Genomic DNA, 16921 nt, shown 5'->3' with positions numbered 1-16921 from the left:
ACGCCCCCCACGCCGGCGCAATTGCGATGCGGGCCAGGCAAAACTGCTATTCTGCGCGCATGAATGCCCCCAACCTACTTTCTCCGGACAATCTGCCGCCGCTGGCCGAGCGCCTGCAAGCTGCCACGCAAGCCAACAGCTGGCTGGTCGCCTGCCTGTGCGCGGCGTGGTGCGGGACCTGCAAAGCGTACCGTGAGCCGTTCGCAGCCCTCGCGCAACGCTATCCGGATGCCTGCTTTGTGTGGATCGATATCGAGGACCATCCGGACGCTCTTGGCGATCTCGATGTCGAGAACTTCCCAACGCTGCTGGTCCAGCGCGCCCAATCGGACGGACAGGCCGCGCCAGCCGGCTTCTTCGGCACGGTGCTGCCGCATGCGGACGTGCTGTCCCGGCTGCTGGAGCAGCTCACGACCGCGACCGCACATGCACCCCGCTTGCCCGACGATACCCCACCAACGCTGGAGTGGCTGCGTCAGGAAGTCGAACGCGCCGGGCTTGCACCGGCTGATTAACCGCGCTTATGATTGGCGCTCATCCGTCCGGGACGGATGAAAATGTGACGAATAACCCGTATCCCCACCTGCAGCCATGGGCCGGATGGGTCAGGGATGCACCGCAGCGCGCCCGGCTGGCGCGCAGATGGCGGACACACCCGCCGCAAGGACACGCATGTCGAAAGCCCTGATCATTGCCGAAAAACCATCGGTTGCCGCGGATATCGCGCGTGCCCTCGGGGGCTTCACCAAGCACGATGAATATTTCGAGAATGACGAATACGTCATCTCGTCGGCGGTCGGCCACCTCGTGGAGATCGCCGCACCCGACGAATATGAGGTCAAGCGTGGCAAGTGGAGCTTTGCCCATCTGCCGGTAATTCCGCCGCATTTCGACCTGCGCCCCATCGCCAAGAGCGAATCGCGCCTCAAGGTGCTCACCCGCCTGATCAAGCGCAAGGACATCACCTCGCTGATCAACGCCTGCGACGCGGGCCGCGAGGGTGAACTGATCTTCCGCCTGATTGCGCAGCACGCCAAATCCAAGTTGCCCGTGCAGCGGCTGTGGCTACAGTCCATGACCCCGCAGGCGATCCGCGATGGTTTCGCGCGCCTGCGCAGCGACGAGGAAATGCAGCCGCTGGCCGATGCCGCACGCTGCCGCTCCGAGGCCGACTGGCTGGTCGGCATCAACGGCACGCGTGCCATGACGGCGTTCAACAGCAAGGGCGGCGGCTTCTTCCTGACCACCGTGGGGCGTGTGCAGACGCCAACGCTGTCCATCGTGGTGGAGCGCGAGGAAAAGATCCGCCGCTTCGTGCCCCGCGATTACTGGGAAGTGCGCGCCGAGTTCATCGCCGCAGCCGGCGGCTACGAAGGCCGCTGGTTCGACCCCAAGTTCAAGAAGAACGAATTCGATCCCGAGCAGCGCGACAGCCGCCTCTGGAGCGAGGCCGAGGCCAAGAGCATCGTCGCCGCCTGCCGCGACAAGCCGGGCACGGTCACCGAGGAATCCAAGCCGTCCACGCAACTGTCGCCGCTGCTGTTCGACCTGACCAGCCTGCAGCGCGAGGCCAACTCGCGTTTTGGCTTCTCGGCCAAGAACACGCTCGGTCTGGCGCAGGCGCTGTATGAAAAGCACAAGGTCCTGACCTACCCGCGTACCGATGCGCGCGCGCTGCCAGAAGACTATCTCGACACGGTCAAGAGCACGCTCGAAATGCTCAAGGAGTCGGACAACTACCTCACGCACAGCAAGAAGATCCTGACCGAAGGCTGGGTCAAGCCAAACAAGCGCATCTTCGACAACAGCAAGATCAGCGACCACTTCGCCATCATCCCCACGCTGCAGGCGCCGAAGAACCTGTCGGAGCCGGAGCAGAAGCTGTACGACCTCGTTGTGCGCCGCTTCCTCTCAGTGTTCTTCCCGGCCGCAGAATACCTGAACACCACGCGCATCACCGAAGTCGCCGGCCACCACTTCAAGACCGAAGGCAAGGTGCTGGTCAATCCGGGCTGGCTGGTGGTGTACGGGCGCGAGGCACAGGGTGACGACGCCAACCTGGTGCCGGTGGGCAAGGACGAGCGGGTCAAGACCGACAAGGTGGAACCGGTCGGCCTCGTCACCAAGCCGCCGGCCCGCTATTCGGAAGCCACGCTGCTGTCGGCCATGGAAGGCGCGGGCAAGCTGGTGGGCGACGAGGAACTGCGCGAAGCCATGGCCGGCAAGGGCCTGGGCACGCCGGCCACGCGCGCGGCCATCATCGAAGGACTGCTGACCGAGAAGTACCTCGTGCGCGAAGGACGTGAACTGATCCCGACCGCCAAGGCTTTCCAGCTGATGACGCTGCTGCGTGGCCTGGGCGTGCAGGAACTGACACAGGCCGAGCTGACCGGCGAGTGGGAACACAAGCTGGCGCAGATCGAGCGCGGCCGCCTCAAGCGCGACACCTTCATGACCGAGATCGCGCAGATGACGCAGCAGATCGTCAAGCGCGCCAAGGAATACGACAACGACACCATCCCCGGCGACTACGCCACGCTGCAGACGCCATGTCCGCAATGCGGCGGCGTGGTCAAGGAGAACTACCGGCGCTTCGCCTGCACCAACTGCGAGTTTTCCATCAGCAAGATCCCGGGCAGCCGCCAGTTCGAGATCGACGAGGTCGAGGAACTGCTGCGCAACAAGGAAATCGGTCCGCTGCAAGGCTTCCGCAGCAAGATGGGCCGGCCGTTTGCCGCCATCCTCAAGCTGAAGCAGGAAGACGGCATGTACAAGATGGAGTTCGATTTCGGCCAGGGCCAGGACGACGACAATGGCGAACCGGTCGATTTCAGTGGCCAGGAAACCGTCGGGCCGTGTCCGAAATGCAGCGGCAAGGTGTACGAGCACGGCATGAAGTATGTCTGCGAGAACAGTGTCGCCCAGCCCAAGACTTGCGACTTCAGCACCGGCAAGATCATCCTGCAGCAGGAGGTCAACCGCGAACAGGTCGGCAAGCTGCTGCTCGAAGGCAAGACCGATCTGCTGACCGGCTTCAAGTCGGCGCGCACCGGACGCCTCTTCAAGGCCCGCCTGGCCAAGCAGCCGGACGGAAAGATCGGTTTCGAGTTCGAGCCGCGCCCGGAAAAACCGGGCAAACCAGCCGGCAAGACCGCGGCAAAGACGACTGCGGCGAAAACGGCGGCACCGGCCAAAACAGCGGCCAAAACAGCGACCAAAGCCGCTTCCAAGACTGCCGCGAAATCGACCGCGGCCAAGACCGGCGCACGCAAGACGGCAGCCAAGAAGGCCAACCCGTCGACGGCCGAACAGGACTGAACGCACTGCCTTGGCGCGGCTAGCCCGCGCCAAGGCGTCAGGCCTACTTCAGCAAACCGGCTGCACCACGCGTCCTTTCGCGCCAGACGACGCTCGCGCGACACGGCACATACCCCGGATCACGACGCCACTCGATTTGCCATTGTCATGCATGCATGAGCGATCCGGCATCGTCCATCGCCACGATAGACACACAGCCAAGAGCACGTTTCGCCACGTGTGGCGTGTATCAAACATCCCTTTGCGCAGCGTCGCATCCTCTATTTACAGTTGTTTAATCGCTTGACAGTTGTTTCGTCGATTGGGGCATCGTGCCTCTCTAATCTGCTGGCTTCGTCGTTCCTTGATTGCATCCAGAAGCCATGCCCAACCTGCTCCCTGTCTCGGCACTGTCGTTGCCGTTAACCCATTCCACCTTCACTGCACCCCACGATACCTCGCCTCCGTGCAGCCCGCGAACCGCTGTGTTGCATGATCGGAATCTTGTCCGCCGCATCAGCGACTACGTGGCGACTCCCAGCGCTCGCGCCTTGTGTGCCGATATGGACGAGCGGCGTACGCGCGCGAAACTGCAGCGGGTCAGCAAATGTTTTGCCCAGGTCAATGCAGAGCATGCAAATCGACAAGTGGAAGAACTCTACGAGAACACACTGCAAGGCCATCCGCGACAGCAAGGTTGTCGAATGGCCGCCTGACGAAAAACACGCGCCCAAAACAAAGCGCCCGGCATGATGCCGGGCGCTTTGTGCATTGAAGGTCAGGCCTTCGCGGTCCTGGATGGCGACCGCGGCCGATCAATCGTCATGACGATGGCGATGCTTGTGCTTCTTGTGCTTCTTGCCATCCTTGTAATAACCACGGTGATATCCGCGATCATCGTTGTAGCTGTTGCGCGACACGTTGCCGCCCAGCGCCGCACCCGCGCCACCGCCCAGCGCCGCACCGACAAGCCCGCCAGTACGACCGCCCATGCTGTTACCAACCGCGGTCCCCGCGCCACCACCAATGGCGCCACCCACAATCGCACCCGTGCGTTCGCGCCGGTTAGAAGTCAGCGCGCCACCTGCGCCGCCGCCGACTGCCCCGCCAATCACGGCGCCCGTACTGCCACCAAGGCTGCCGCCAACGAGCGCCCCTGCCGCCCCGCCCAGCGCACCGCCAGCGGCATTGCGCAAGTCATCGGCCAGCGCGGGCAGCGCAGCAGCCGTAGCCAGCGCGACGAGCATGTTGCACAGCATCTTGTTGTTCATGTCCTTCTCCTTGTTACATCGGTTTCGCAGAGTGTACGGAAAGGCCGCACAACAGGCTGTAACGACGTGTAAGGAAATCTAACGGCAAGGTCGGCACCTATCTTTTTGTCATTGAATTGTCACCCGTTTACTCAATTGCAGCGAAACAGTACACTTTACCCAACCAAAGTTGGGGGGAAATGACACCTGTAAAACAGGAGCATTCCTCAGGCAAAGCATGGCAAGCGTGCACATCAATGCAAACAGCGCCAAACCCTCGGGAGATACCGCCCAAGCAACGAGAATGCCTTGATTGGCCCGGCCACAGGGGTCGCCGGGCAGAGGCAGGGGTCGAGTCAATGCATCAATAACCGCTGTTCGCCTGAACACGGAATCGTAGGAAAAGAGCCTGGGGGTGGGTCATGACAATAATGCGAGGGTGCGCAACGGCACTGGGAGTGGTACTGTTTGTTTCCGCCTGCGGAGGGGGTGGCGGAGATGGCGATGCGGCGACACCTGGCAATCCGGGGACACCAACACCCGCCGGCCCGATATTTGCGCCTGCCGCGGATGACCTGGCAACGGCCATCAACGCTGACTATCCCAATCAGACCACGGCGTTGTTGGTCAACGCGACATATCAGTCCACCAGCATCCCGGGCAGCGGTCCGTACATCCACTATTCGGATGGCAGATGTACCGATGTGGTGGCCGATCCACTCGCGTATCCCAATGACCGGACCACGCTGGTCACGCTCAATCGCACCACGCTGGCGACAAAAACCGACTCGCAGGACGCCTGCCTGCCGGAGATCAAGATCAGCGTGGCGTCCCTGGTCGCTGACTTTATCGCCGGCAATGCCGACATGCGCGTGCGTGGATCGAGTACCCGCGATACCGTACAGAAATCGTTCCGCATCCGCACCAAGAAGGATTCAGGCACAGGTCTGCGGCCAGCGATGTGGTTTGGCGAGGATACGCTGCAGTTGAACAAGCACCCGTACGACCTGACCCGCGTACGTAACAAGCTGGCACTCGACCTGATGAAGCAGATCCCGCACCACCAGACGCTGCGGACCCAATTCGTCGAGATCAATTACAGCGACAGCATTAACACGCCTCCCGCTACCGGCCCGCTCGGCAGCCTGGGGTTGTTTACGCACGTCGAGAAATTCAGCGAGAGCTATATGACGCGCCGTGGCTGGAAAGTGGCAGGCGCCAACATCTACAAGGCCGGCGCATTCGACTTCAACAAACACGCCGCCTTCGGCTGCAATCCCGACGGAACGTCCAATGCCGCGCTTGAAGCCGCGCTCGAACTGGAAGCAGGCGATGGCAAGGCATGCACGTCCATCATGAAGATGCTGGATGATCTCGACGACGAGAACATTCCCTTCACCACGACGTTCAACCAGTACTTCAACCGCAACAACTATCTGACCTGGCTGGCCAGCGTCATCCTGCTCGGCAACTACGACACGACCACCCAGAACTTCGCGCTCTACCGGAGTCCGGATAACGGCAAGTTCTACTTCCTGCCCTGGGACTATGACGGCGCACTGGATTACTCGCACCAGATGGCGGCAGAGGCCTATGCGAACTGGGCCTACGGCGCGGGCAACTGGTGGGACAGCGCACTGCATCGCCGCTTTATGGCCGAGCCCGGCAATATCGCGTTGCTGCAGGCCGCAGTCAACGAGATCCGTGACAAGTACCTGACCAGAACGGCCATCAAGACGCTGCTGGATTCGTACAAGCCAACTGTGCGGGGCTTCATCCAGAGCGCGCCGGACAAGGACTACCTGCCAGGAAGCGCAACGGAAGCCCAGTGGGAAGCTGAGTTCGACCGGCTGGTCGACGTGATCGACAAGAACTACAACAGCTTCGTGAAGAGCCTGAAGGACCCGATGCCGTTCTGGTTCTCGTTGTTCACCGACCCGGGCAACAACATCACCAAGCTGGGCTGGGAATGGCCGACGCCGTTCCATCCGCAAGGGCACCAGATCACCTATCAGGTCGACTTCCTGCCCTTCCTTGCTGGCGACACGACCCTGCCGCGAGGCCAGACAGCGTTTGATGCGCCGGGTGGCCGGACTATCATCAGCCATTCCACGGGAACATCGGTCGAGCTGCCGGGCGCGAGCTTACCGAGCGGCGCCCACTGGATCCGCGTGTTGGCCAAGGACGCCACGAACGGCACAAGCACGTATGCCTTTGACAGCGTCTATGACACGCAAACGCGTCATGGCGTGATATGCAAGGTACTGCCAGCCAATACGAATTGCGCAGGCGTGCAATAAGACGAAACCGGCCGGACCAGCGCCAGAAAATGGCGCTGTGACCTGATGCAGCTGCAGTGCTTGTCGATAGCGACGACAGCACTGCCCTGCCTCGGGTCGGCGCATACCTCATCGCCTGCCTCGTGGTCGCGAGGCGTACCACCAATACTCTTGAAGGCATACGCGAAGAAGCTGACCCTCACATTGCGGCGAGCACCAGCGAACATGACCCGGCACAGTACCCACCCCGACGAGGCCAGCGCCATCGGTCCAGTCATGCAGCGGTCAAAGGTACAATGCGCACCGCAAAGTAACGACATAACAATATTCGGGGGAAGGTGTCATGCACGAGCTATGGGATTGGCTAATGCATAACCCGGCGCGGCTGATGGTATTGATCTCGGTGTCCGTGACCTGGTGCGTCGGCGCAGCGGAGCACCAGGGGCGCCGCAGCGGCGGCTCTGGCTGGCTAACGCTCGCGCGGATGGCCGCCGGCGGGCTGTTTACGTTGGTCACCGCCATCGTGGCTGGTATTTTTGGGGGTGTTGGCGCTTTTTTTGGATATCTCTTGTTGCAGCTTGTCGTTTGCGTCCTGATCCCCTTCGTCTGGGTCGAGAAGATGTAAGGCGAGGCGTGCCCCCTCCCAAAAAATCATCCGCTCTCTGTCTCACGAGAGGCGCATGCCAATGCATCATAAAAAAATCCCGCTCGGCGAGCGGGATTTTTTTGACCAGGTCGAACCGACCATTCAGCAACAACGTCCAACCTTGCCGCCATAGCGAGCTTCCTGACGTTCGCGGAAGAATTCCTCGTACGTCATCGCCGGGCGATCCGGATGCTGCTCCGCCATGTGTGCAACGTAGGCCTGGTAATCCGGCAGCCCAACCATCAGGCGCAGGCTCTGGCCGAGGTAACGGCCCAGGGTTTCGATCTGTTCACGCATGGCGGACTCCTGGTCAGTTGACGCGCGCGTTGGCGGGCATCGGTTCGAACGGCACTTCACGATCGGTCGGACGGGTAATGCCACGCGCCTGCAGGGCCGTCTTGAAGCCGTAGAACACGATGCTCAGCACCACGAACATGAACAGCACGCACAGGCTGGCGTTCAGGTAGTCGTTGAACACCACGCGCTGCATTTCGGCGAGCGAGTGTGCCGGCGCCAGGACCTTGCCCTGGGCGATCGCTTCGTTGAACTTGGCGGCGTGCGCCAGGAAGCTGATCTTGGGATCGGCATGGAACAGCTTTTGCCAGCTGGCAGTCAGCGTGCAGATCAGCAGCCACACGGTCGGCACGAGGGTCACCCACGCGTACTGGCCGCGCTTCATCTTGACCAGAACGCAAGTGCCCAGCACCAGCGCCACGGCAGCCAGCATCTGGTTGGAGATACCGAACAGCGGCCACAACGTATTGATGCCGCCGAGCGGATCGACCACGCCTTGGTACAGGAAGTAACCCCAGGCCGCCACGCACAGCGCCGTGGCGATCAGGTTGGCAGGCAGCGAATCGGTGCGCTTGAAGGCGGGGATGAAGCTGCCCAGCAGGTCCTGCAGCATGAAGCGGCCGGCACGCGTACCCGCATCGACTGCGGTGAGGATGAAGAGTGCTTCGAAGAGAATCGCGAAGTGGTACCAGAAGGCCATCATGCCCTCGCCGCCCACCACCTGATGCAGGATCTGCGCGATGCCGACTGCCAGCGTCGGCGCGCCGCCGGCACGCGAGATGATGGTGTGCTCGCCCACTTCCTTGGCGGTCTGCACCAGCACGTCCGGCGTGATCACGAAGCCCCAGGTCGAGACCGTGGCGGCCACGGCTTCCGGCGAGGTGCCGATGACGGCGGCCGGGCTGTTCATGGCGAAGTACACGCCCGGCTCGATCACCGCCGCGGCCACGAGGGCCATGATGGCGACGAACGACTCGGCCAGCATGGCACCGTAGCCGATGAAGCGTGCGTGGGTTTCGTTCTCGATCAGCTTCGGCGTGGTGCCCGAGGAGATCAGCGCGTGGAAGCCGGACACGGCGCCGCAGGCGATGGTGATGAAGAGGAACGGGAACAGGTTGCCCGACCACACCGGACCGCCGCCTTCGGCGAACTGCGTGAAGGCCGGCATCTTCAGCTCCGGCGCGACGATGATGATGCCGATAGCCAGCGCGATGATGGTGCCGATCTTGAGGAAGGTCGACAGATAGTCGCGCGGGGCCAGCAGCAGCCACACCGGCAGCACGGCCGCGATGAAGCCGTAGACGATCAGCATCCAGGTCAGCGCCTTGCCGTCGAATGTAAACAGCGGGCCGAGCACGGCGCTGTCATGCACATACTGGCCGCCGATGATGGCTGCCAGCAGCAGCACGAAGCCAATCACCGACACCTCGCCGATACGGCCCGGACGGATATAGCGCGTGTACAGGCCCATGAACACGGCGATGGGGATGGTCACCGCCACCGTGAACGTGCCCCACGGCGAACCGGCCAGCGCCTTCACCACGATCAGCGCCAGCACCGCCAGGATGATGATCATGATCATGAAGCAGCCGAACAGGGCAATCATGCCCGGCACGGTACCCATTTCCTCGCGCACCAGCTCGCCCAGCGAACGACCGTCGCGGCGCATCGAAATGAATAGCACCATGAAGTCCTGCACTGCGCCCGCGAACACCACGCCGGCCAGCAGCCACAGCATGCCAGGCATGTAGCCCATCTGCGCGGCCAGCACCGGACCAACCAGCGGACCCGCGCCGGCGATGGCAGCAAAATGGTGGCCAAACAGCACGGCCTTGTTGGTGGGAACGTAGTCGAGCCCGTCGTTATGGCGCCAGGCCGGCGTCATGCGCGTGGGATCGAGCTGCATCACCTTCTCGGCGATGTAGCGGCTGTAGTAGCGGTAGGCAACAAGGTAAATGCACAGTGCGGCGACGACGATCCACAAGGCACTGACAGCTTCGCCGCGGGATAGCGCGACGGTGGCAAAGGCAAACGCGCCGAGTACGGCAACGGCCAGCCACATCAGGTGTTCCCCGATGCGTTTCATGGGTGGTCTCCTTGACCTGTATGAGTCGCCATCAAAATGAAGCGCAGCGGTTCTGGTCAGGCGCGCGGCCACAACAGTACACTTGGTACGGTAGCGCCACCGAGTGACGCCAGACCGGATGCGAGAATCATTTTGATTGCGTCCCTAAGATAAAAGGGGCCTGTCATGGTGTCCAGCAAGGTGGACAGCAGCGTGGCGTACCGGATAGGCAAGCGGGCTGCGGCAGATCGTGGCGCTGTCTCGTGCGCCGGCCGGCCGTGGTACGGCGGCTCGTTCTCATGCATGGCAGGATGGCGTGCCCCGGGCACGCCAGGGTCCACGGCCAGCAGCCACGCGGAACGTGGCGGGCGGATCCAGTGGATGGCGACGTGTAGTATTGACTTCCCCACCAAGGTGCACAAGCGCGAAACTACGCAGACAAGCTGCGTGATACTACGTAGAACGAACCATGAAACTGCGCCATAAATTCCTGCTGCTGGCCGTCGCGCCCCTGGCGCTGGCAATGCTGGCCATCGCGCTGGCCGTGCGCAGCCAGGCCATCACGCTGGCCCAGCACCAGCGCGCGCTGGTCGAGGCGGCATACCTGCAAGCCAAGGAAGTGGAGTTGCGCCATTACGTGCAGCTCGCGGAGAGCGCCATCAGCCCGTTGGTCGCCTCGGGCCGTAACGACGACGAGACCCGCCAGGCCGCCATTGCAATCCTGGCGCAGCTCGACTATGGCCCCGACGGCTACTTCTTTCTGTATGACCTGCAGGGCCGCAGCCTGATGCATCCGCGCCAGCCGGAACTGGTCGGGCAGGATCTCTGGGCGCTGCGCGACGCACACGGACGGCCGACCATCCAGAACCTCATCGCCGCAGCGCAGGCTGGCGGCGGCGCAGTCCGCTACCAATGGCGCAAGCCCTCCAGCGAACAGCAACTGGTCGACAAGCTGGGCTACGTGGTAGCGATCCCACAGTGGAACTGGATGATGGGCACCGGCATCTACCTCGACGATGTCGATGCCGCCCTGCAGCGCATCGACGCGCGGGCCCGCGACGACATCCGCCAGACCTTGCTGTGGATCGGCGCCATCGCCGCGATCAGCATCTTCGTCGTGGCCGTCGCCGGCATGGCCCTGAATGTCAGCGAGCACCGCGCAAGCGACGCCAAGCTGCAGCAGCTGGCGCAGCGCGTGGTGCAATCGCAGGAAGACGAGCGCGTGCGGCTGTCGCGCGAGTTGCACGATGGCGTGAGCCAGCTGCTGGTCTCGGTCAAGCTGCTGATCGAGACGGCCATCGAGCGGCTGCCCGCCGGCGGGGCGCGTCCGGATGGCGCAACACCGCTCTTGGCGACCGCGCTGGAACGCATCAACCATGTGTTTGTCGAGGTACGGCGCATGTCGCATGCGCTGCGGCCGGCCTTGCTCGACGATCTCGGCCTGCAGGCGGCGCTCGAGCATCTGGCGCGGCAGATGCATGACAATGGCGGCCTGCAGGTCGCACTCACGGTCAACGGAACACCGCATGCACTGAGCGGCGATCAGTCCACGGCGCTCTACCGTATTGCCCAGGAAGCCCTGACCAATGTCCTGCGCCATGCCCGCGCACGCTCAGCCGGTATCGAATTGCGGTACGATGCCGGCCAGACCGTCCTGGCGATCCATGACAACGGCATCGGCTTTGATGTCGCCGACGTGCAGCAAGACCCCGACCGTGGCATCGGCCTGCGCAACATGAACGAGCGCATGGCCGCGCTGCAGGGCACGTTGACCGTGACCTCGGGCCCGCTGGGCACGCACGTGATCGCCCGCCTGCCGGCCACAGGAGCCGTTTCATGACAACGTTCGACCGTCCCGTCCGCGTGCTGCTCATCGACGACCATCCGTTGGTGCGGGATGGCATCCGCATGCGGCTGGAAACACAGCCGCACATCCAGGTGATCGGCGAAGCCGGAGATGGCGAAAGCGCGCTGGCATGGCTGGCGCGCCAGCCGGATACGCGGCTGCCGGACCTGGTCGTGACTGACGTGGCCATGCGCGGCATGAGCGGCATTGCCCTCGCCGAGGCGCTGCACGAACGCTATCCGGAAATCGCGGTGATGGTGGTGACGATGCACGACAACCTGGAGTTCGTGCGCCAGGCCTTGCGTGTTGGCGCGGGCGGCTACGTGCTCAAGGACGCGCCGGCCGATGAGCTGGTAGCAGCCATCCAGGCCGTGCTGGCAGGCCGCATTTTTTGCAGCGGCAGCATCGCGCGCCGCATGGCCGAGGACGATGGTCCAGTCGATGCACTGACCCGCCGCGAACGCGACATCCTCGCACGCATCGCGCGCGGCATGGCCAACAAGATGATCGCCGGGGAATTGGGCCTATCCGTGCGCACCGTCGAAACGCATCGCCTCAACATCAAGCGCAAGCTCGGCATCGAAGGCCAGGCGGAACTGGTGAAGTACGCCGTCGAGCATTTCGGCGACGCGCGCTGAAGCGTTGAAACTGTGGCGCTACAGCTCCCGTACTGAGGCTAGGCGCCGCGCCAGACCGGCACGGCGCCACGGAGACCTCCCGCGCGTCAGGCCCGCAAGCGTGCCGCGATCAGCACGCGCGTTTCGTGCAGCTCGCGAGGCAGGCGCGCGCCAAGCTGCTCGAACAGTTCGGCATGCAGCGCCAGTTCGTCTTCCCAGGCCTGCCGGTCGAGCGCGGTCACGGTCATGAACTGCGCCGGCGAGAACGTCAGCCCGTTCCAGGACAGGTCGCCATAGCGCGGCGATACGCCGAGCGCGTGCTCCTCGCCCTGCGCCTCGCCCTCGATGCGGCCCAGCATCCACGCCAATACCCGCATGTTCTCGCCAAACCCGGGCCACACGAAGCGCCCCTGTTCATCCTTGCGGAACCAGTTGACGCAGAAGATGCGAGGCAGGCGCGCGCCGCCATCGGCAAGCTTGTCGCCAAGCGCGAGCCAGTGGCCGAAGTAGTCGCTCATGTTGTAGCCGCAGAACGGCAGCATGGCGAACGGATCGCGCCGTACCACGCCCTGCTGGCCAGCGGCGGCCGCGGTGGTTTCGGAGCCCATGGTGGCCGCCATGTATACCCCCTCGACCCAGTTGTGCGCCTCGGTCACGAGCGGCACCGTACTCGAACGCCGGCCGCCGAAGATGAAGGCGTCGATCGGCACGCCGCGCGGATCGTCCCAGGCTGGATCGATGGACGGGCACTGCGCGGCCGGTGCGGTAAAACGCGCGTTGGGATGCGCTGCCTTGGCACCGGTCGTGCGCGCCAGCTCGGGCGTCCAGTCGCGCCCCTGCCAGTCGATCAGGTGGGCCGGCGGGGTGTCGGTCATGCCCTCCCACCACACGTCGCCGTCATCGGTCAGCGCCACGTTGGTGAAGATCACGTTCTCGCGCAATGTGGCCATGGCGTTGGGATTGGTCTTGTCGCCCGTGCCCGGTGCAACGCCGAAGTAGCCGGCCTCCGGATTGATGGCGTACAGGCGCCCGTCGGCACCCGGCTTGATCCAGGCGATGTCGTCGCCGATGGTGGTCACGCGCCAGCCCTCGAACCCCTTGGGCGGAATCAGCATGGCAAAGTTGGTCTTGCCGCAGGCGGAGGGGAAGGCCGCGCCGATGTGGTACTTGCGGCCATCCCGCGCGGTCACGCCGAGGATCAGCATATGCTCGGCCAGCCAGCCCTGGTCGCGGCCCATGGTCGAGGCAATACGCAGGGCGAAGCATTTCTTGCCGAGCAGGGCATTGCCGCCGTAGCCGGAGCCGAACGACCAGATCTCGCGGCTTTCCGGAAAATGCACGATGTACTTGATCGGATTGCACGGCCACGGCACATCGGCCTGTCCCGCACGCAGCGGCTTGCCCACGCTGTGCACGCACGGCACGAAGGTACCGTTGTCGCCCAGCACGTCGTACACGGCGCGCCCCATGCGCGTCATGATGCGCATGTTGACCACGACGTACGGTGAGTCCGACAGCTCGACGCCGATATGCGCGATCGGCGATCCGAGCGGCCCCATCGAGAACGGAATCACGTACAGCGTGCGGCCTTCCATGCAGCCTTCGAACAGGCCATGCAGCGTCGCCCGCATCTGCGCGGGCGCCATCCAGTTGTTGGTGGGCCCGGCATCGGCCTCGGTTTCGGAACAGATGAAGGTCCGGTCCTCGACGCGCGCCACATCAGACGGATCCGACAGCGCCAGATACGAGTTCGGCCGCAGGGCCGGGTTGAGCCGGCGCAGCGTGCCGGCCTCCACCATCTGCGCGCACAGGCGGTCGTACTCGGCCTGCGAACCGTCGCACCACACCACCTCGGCCGGGCGTGTCAGCGCGGCAATGCCGGCGACCCACTCAATCAGGCCGCGGTGGCGGACATAGTCAGGTACATTCAGAGCAGGTACATTCACGGCAACGGAAGAGCCGGCTACGCCGGTGGCGGACTGCGTCATCAAGACCCCCTGGAAGCGATGCGACGGGGCTGCGCTTCCCCGCATCGACACATTCGGTTACAACTACCGGGATGGCGACATCGCAGCAATCCACACCGGTGCGCTACAGTCTCGTGTTGAAATGGCGTGGGCATTGTATGCCGCACCTCTCCGGCCAGTCCGGAGCGACAGGAAGTCGTGTGGCATATGCCGCACCTCCTGTCAGTCGCAGCCGCCAACGATCGGTTGGCGCTTGTGTCAAGCATAGCACCGGGGTGCCGCGCCGATTTTTGCTCCGCATCAAATCTCATGTTGGGTTGTGAATGAAAATCGCTGTTCTCGATGATTACCAGGACGCCGTGCGCAAGCTGGACGCCTATGCGCTGCTGAACGGGCACGACGTCAAGGTCTATAACAACACCGTCAAAGGCATCGGCCAGTTGGCCGCGCGCGTGGGCGACGCCGAGGCGCTGGTCCTGATCCGCGAACGCACACGCATCACGCGCCAGTTGCTGGAAAAACTGCCCAAGCTCAAGATCATCAGCCAGACCGGCCGGGCCGGCGGGCATATCGATATCGACGCCTGTACCGAGCGCGGCATCGTGGTGCTGGAAGGCTCCAGCTCCCCGGTGGCCCCGGCAGAACTGACCTGGGCGCTGATCATGGCGGCGCAGCGCCGCATCCCGCAGTACGTCGCAAGCCTCAAGCACGGCGCATGGCAGCAATCCGGTCTCAAATCGACCAACATGCCGCCGAACTTCGGCATCGGCCAGCTGCTGCGCGGCCGCACGCTCGGCATCTGGAGCTATGGGCGCATCGGGCAGCTGGTGGCGGGGTATGGCAAGGCCTTCGGCATGGAGGTACAGGTGTGGGGCAGCGACGCAGCACGCGCCCGTGCGCAGGCCGATGGATTCGGCACGGCCGCATCGCGCGAGGCACTGTTCGAGAGCGCCGACGTGCTGTCTCTGCATATGCGCCTGTCGGACCAGACGCGCGGCATCATCAAGACTGCCGACCTGCTACGCATGAAGCCGACCGCGCTGCTGGTCAACACCAGCCGAGCCGAACTGCTCGAAGAAAACGCACTGGTCAGCGGACTCAACCGTGGGCGGCCCGGCATGGCGGCCGTCGACGTATTCGAGTCCGAGCCCATCCTGCAAGGCCATGCCTTGCTGCGCATGGAGAATTGCATCTGCACGCCGCATCTCGGCTACGTGGAGCGCGACAACTACGAGCAGTATTTCGGGCAGGCCTTCCAGAACATCCTCGACGTGCTCGCCGGCAAGCACGACGCCATCGTCAACGTCGCGGCGCTCACCCCCTCGCTGATGCGCTGATGCCTTGATGCGCGCCCTGGTGGCCCGCCGGCGGCTGACAGCGGCCGGCGGCCATCCACAAATACGAGTACACTTACGCCGGCGCGGCACCCGGCCGCGCTCGCCATCACTGCCACGCCGTCCGGCGTGGTCTTTGCCTTGCTGTCATGCCGTCCAGACTTGTCATCCTCTGCCTCGGAAATTTCGTGATCGGAACCGGGGCGATGATCGTCACCGGCATGCTCAATGAAATTGCCGCCACGTTCCAGATTCCCGCCACCACGGCCGGGCAGCTGATCACCGTTTTCGCGTTCTCCGTCTGCCTGGGCGCACCGCTCTTCGGCACGCTCGGCTCGCGCATCGACCGGCGCCTGCTGCTGAGCGGCGCGCTTGCCGTCTATGCGGTGATGCATGTGCTGGCCGCGCTCGCGCCCAGTTTTGGCACCCTGATGGCAGCACGCCTGTTCACCGCGTTCGGCGCAGCCATCTATACCCCGCAGGCGGCGGCGACACTCTCGCTGCTGGTCCCGCCGCTGCAGCGTGGCCGCGCCATCAGCTTTGTCTTTCTCGGCTGGAGCATCGCCAGCGTGCTCGGCATGCCGATCGGTACGTGGATTGCCACGACCCTGGGTTGGCGCGTCAGCATGGCGGTAGTCGCCACCGGCGCGGCCCTGGCTGCCTGGGGTGTCTGGCGCCAACTGCCGCGCGGGCTGTTCGTCGAACCAGTCGGCACGCAGGCGTGGGGCGCGGTGCTGCGCCACAAGCCGATCATGCTGGTGGTCGCCACGACGGCCATCCAGGCAGCTGGCCTGTTCACGATGTTTACTTATATTGCGCCGATGATGCGCGATGTCTATGGCGTCACCGGCGGCATGCTGAGCCTGATGTTCTTCGGGTTCGGCCTGTGCGGCGTGATCGGCAACGCGCTGGCGGCCAACTTCATGGACCGCATCACCCCGGCCCGCGTCGTGCGCATTGCCTTGCTGTGCTCGCTGACCGCGCTGATCCTCTGGCCGCTCGGCGAATGGAGCCGCATCGCCATGGTGGCGCTGTTCATGCTCTGGGGCCTGGGCGGCTTTGCCACCAACAGCGCGCAGCAGGCTCGCCTGATTACGATTTCGCCGGCCGCTGCGCCGATTTCGGTGTCACTCAATTCGTCGTGTATCTATCTGGGACAGGCGCTGGGAGCCGTGTCCGGCGCGGGGATTTTTGCTGCAGCAGGGCCCGGCGCGTTACACTGGGGGGCTGCGTGCTTCGTCCTGGCCGCGATCCTGATTTCGCACCGCGCCCGCCTGGCCGATACCAGCACACCGCCGCCCAAACTGCCGTGATGCCCGGAGAGGC

12 protein-coding genes are annotated in these 16921 nt (G+C 63.9%); 8 read left to right on the top strand and 4 right to left on the bottom strand.

The annotated features are described in order from the left end of the window. Positions 1 to 59: 59 nt before the first annotated feature. Together ACQ3C8_RS00185 and ACQ3C8_RS00180 are read left to right on the top strand one after the other, a co-directional pair. Positions 60 to 515, top strand: a complete 456-nt coding sequence (locus ACQ3C8_RS00185) for a thioredoxin family protein (protein WP_009520787.1) — start codon at positions 60 to 62, stop codon at positions 513 to 515. Positions 516 to 672: 157 nt separating this feature from the next. Next, positions 673 to 3318, top strand: coding sequence for a DNA topoisomerase III (locus tag ACQ3C8_RS00180; protein WP_428852026.1), 2646 nt, complete (start codon positions 673 to 675; stop codon positions 3316 to 3318). Between the two features lie 794 nt (positions 3319 to 4112). On the opposite strand, the gene ACQ3C8_RS00175 is transcribed toward ACQ3C8_RS00180, so the two are convergent. Then, positions 4113 to 4568 carry a hypothetical protein gene (locus tag ACQ3C8_RS00175; protein ID WP_009520784.1) on the bottom strand — a complete coding sequence of 152 codons (456 nt, stop codon included), beginning with the start codon at positions 4566 to 4568 and terminating at the stop codon, positions 4113 to 4115. 401 nt (positions 4569 to 4969) lie between these two features. On the opposite strand from ACQ3C8_RS00175, the gene ACQ3C8_RS00170 reads away from it, so the two are divergent. Further along, entirely contained in the window at positions 4970 to 6847 is a 1878-nt protein-coding gene (locus ACQ3C8_RS00170) for a CotH kinase family protein (protein ID WP_428852025.1), read from the top strand. A 322-nt stretch (positions 6848 to 7169) separates the two neighbouring features. Continuing rightward, positions 7170 to 7451 (top strand): hypothetical protein, encoded by a 282-nt coding sequence (locus ACQ3C8_RS00165; protein ID WP_428852024.1) that lies wholly within the window; start codon positions 7170 to 7172, stop codon positions 7449 to 7451. A gap of 123 nt (positions 7452 to 7574) precedes the next feature. Here the strand turns inward: ACQ3C8_RS00165 and ACQ3C8_RS00160 are convergent, their stop codons facing one another. Both ACQ3C8_RS00160 and ACQ3C8_RS00155 read right to left on the bottom strand, forming a co-directional pair. Then, the gene (locus ACQ3C8_RS00160; protein ID WP_009520781.1) at positions 7575 to 7769 is read right to left on the bottom strand and encodes a YbdD/YjiX family protein; all 195 of its coding nucleotides are present in this window, start codon (positions 7767 to 7769) and stop codon (positions 7575 to 7577) included. Between the two features lie 13 nt (positions 7770 to 7782). Then, complete coding sequence (locus tag ACQ3C8_RS00155) at positions 7783 to 9852, bottom strand: carbon starvation CstA family protein (RefSeq protein ID WP_428852023.1); 2070 nt, start codon at positions 9850 to 9852, stop codon at positions 7783 to 7785. 448 nt (positions 9853 to 10300) lie between these two features. Between ACQ3C8_RS00155 and ACQ3C8_RS00150 the strand changes: the two genes are divergently transcribed. Both ACQ3C8_RS00150 and ACQ3C8_RS00145 read left to right on the top strand, forming a co-directional pair. Next, positions 10301 to 11671, top strand: coding sequence for a cache domain-containing protein (locus ACQ3C8_RS00150; RefSeq protein ID WP_428852022.1), 1371 nt, complete (start codon positions 10301 to 10303; stop codon positions 11669 to 11671). After that, on the top strand, positions 11668 to 12315 hold the full coding sequence (locus ACQ3C8_RS00145) for a response regulator (RefSeq protein ID WP_009520778.1): 648 nt from the start codon (positions 11668 to 11670) through the stop codon (positions 12313 to 12315). The genes ACQ3C8_RS00150 and ACQ3C8_RS00145 overlap by 4 nt, the downstream gene beginning before the upstream one ends. 86 nt (positions 12316 to 12401) lie before the next feature. On the opposite strand, the gene ACQ3C8_RS00140 is transcribed toward ACQ3C8_RS00145, so the two are convergent. Beyond that, positions 12402 to 14282: a phosphoenolpyruvate carboxykinase (GTP) gene (locus ACQ3C8_RS00140; protein ID WP_428852021.1), complete on the bottom strand. Its 1881-nt coding sequence runs from the start codon at positions 14280 to 14282 to the stop codon at positions 12402 to 12404. A 302-nt stretch (positions 14283 to 14584) separates the two neighbouring features. Between ACQ3C8_RS00140 and ACQ3C8_RS00135 the strand changes: the two genes are divergently transcribed. Together ACQ3C8_RS00135 and ACQ3C8_RS00130 are read left to right on the top strand one after the other, a co-directional pair. Next, a complete protein-coding gene (locus tag ACQ3C8_RS00135; protein WP_009520776.1) occupies positions 14585 to 15598 on the top strand; it encodes a D-2-hydroxyacid dehydrogenase family protein in 1014 nt (337 codons plus the stop codon). Positions 15599 to 15744: 146 nt separating this feature from the next. Then, complete coding sequence (locus tag ACQ3C8_RS00130) at positions 15745 to 16908, top strand: MFS transporter (protein WP_050980973.1); 1164 nt, start codon at positions 15745 to 15747, stop codon at positions 16906 to 16908. Positions 16909 to 16921: the final 13 nt, after the last annotated feature.

The sequence above is a fragment of the Imbroritus primus genome (assembly GCF_964332355.1).
Taxonomy (GTDB): domain Bacteria; phylum Pseudomonadota; class Gammaproteobacteria; order Burkholderiales; family Burkholderiaceae; genus Imbroritus; species Imbroritus primus.
This window is presented reverse-complemented; position numbering and strand designations above follow the sequence as displayed.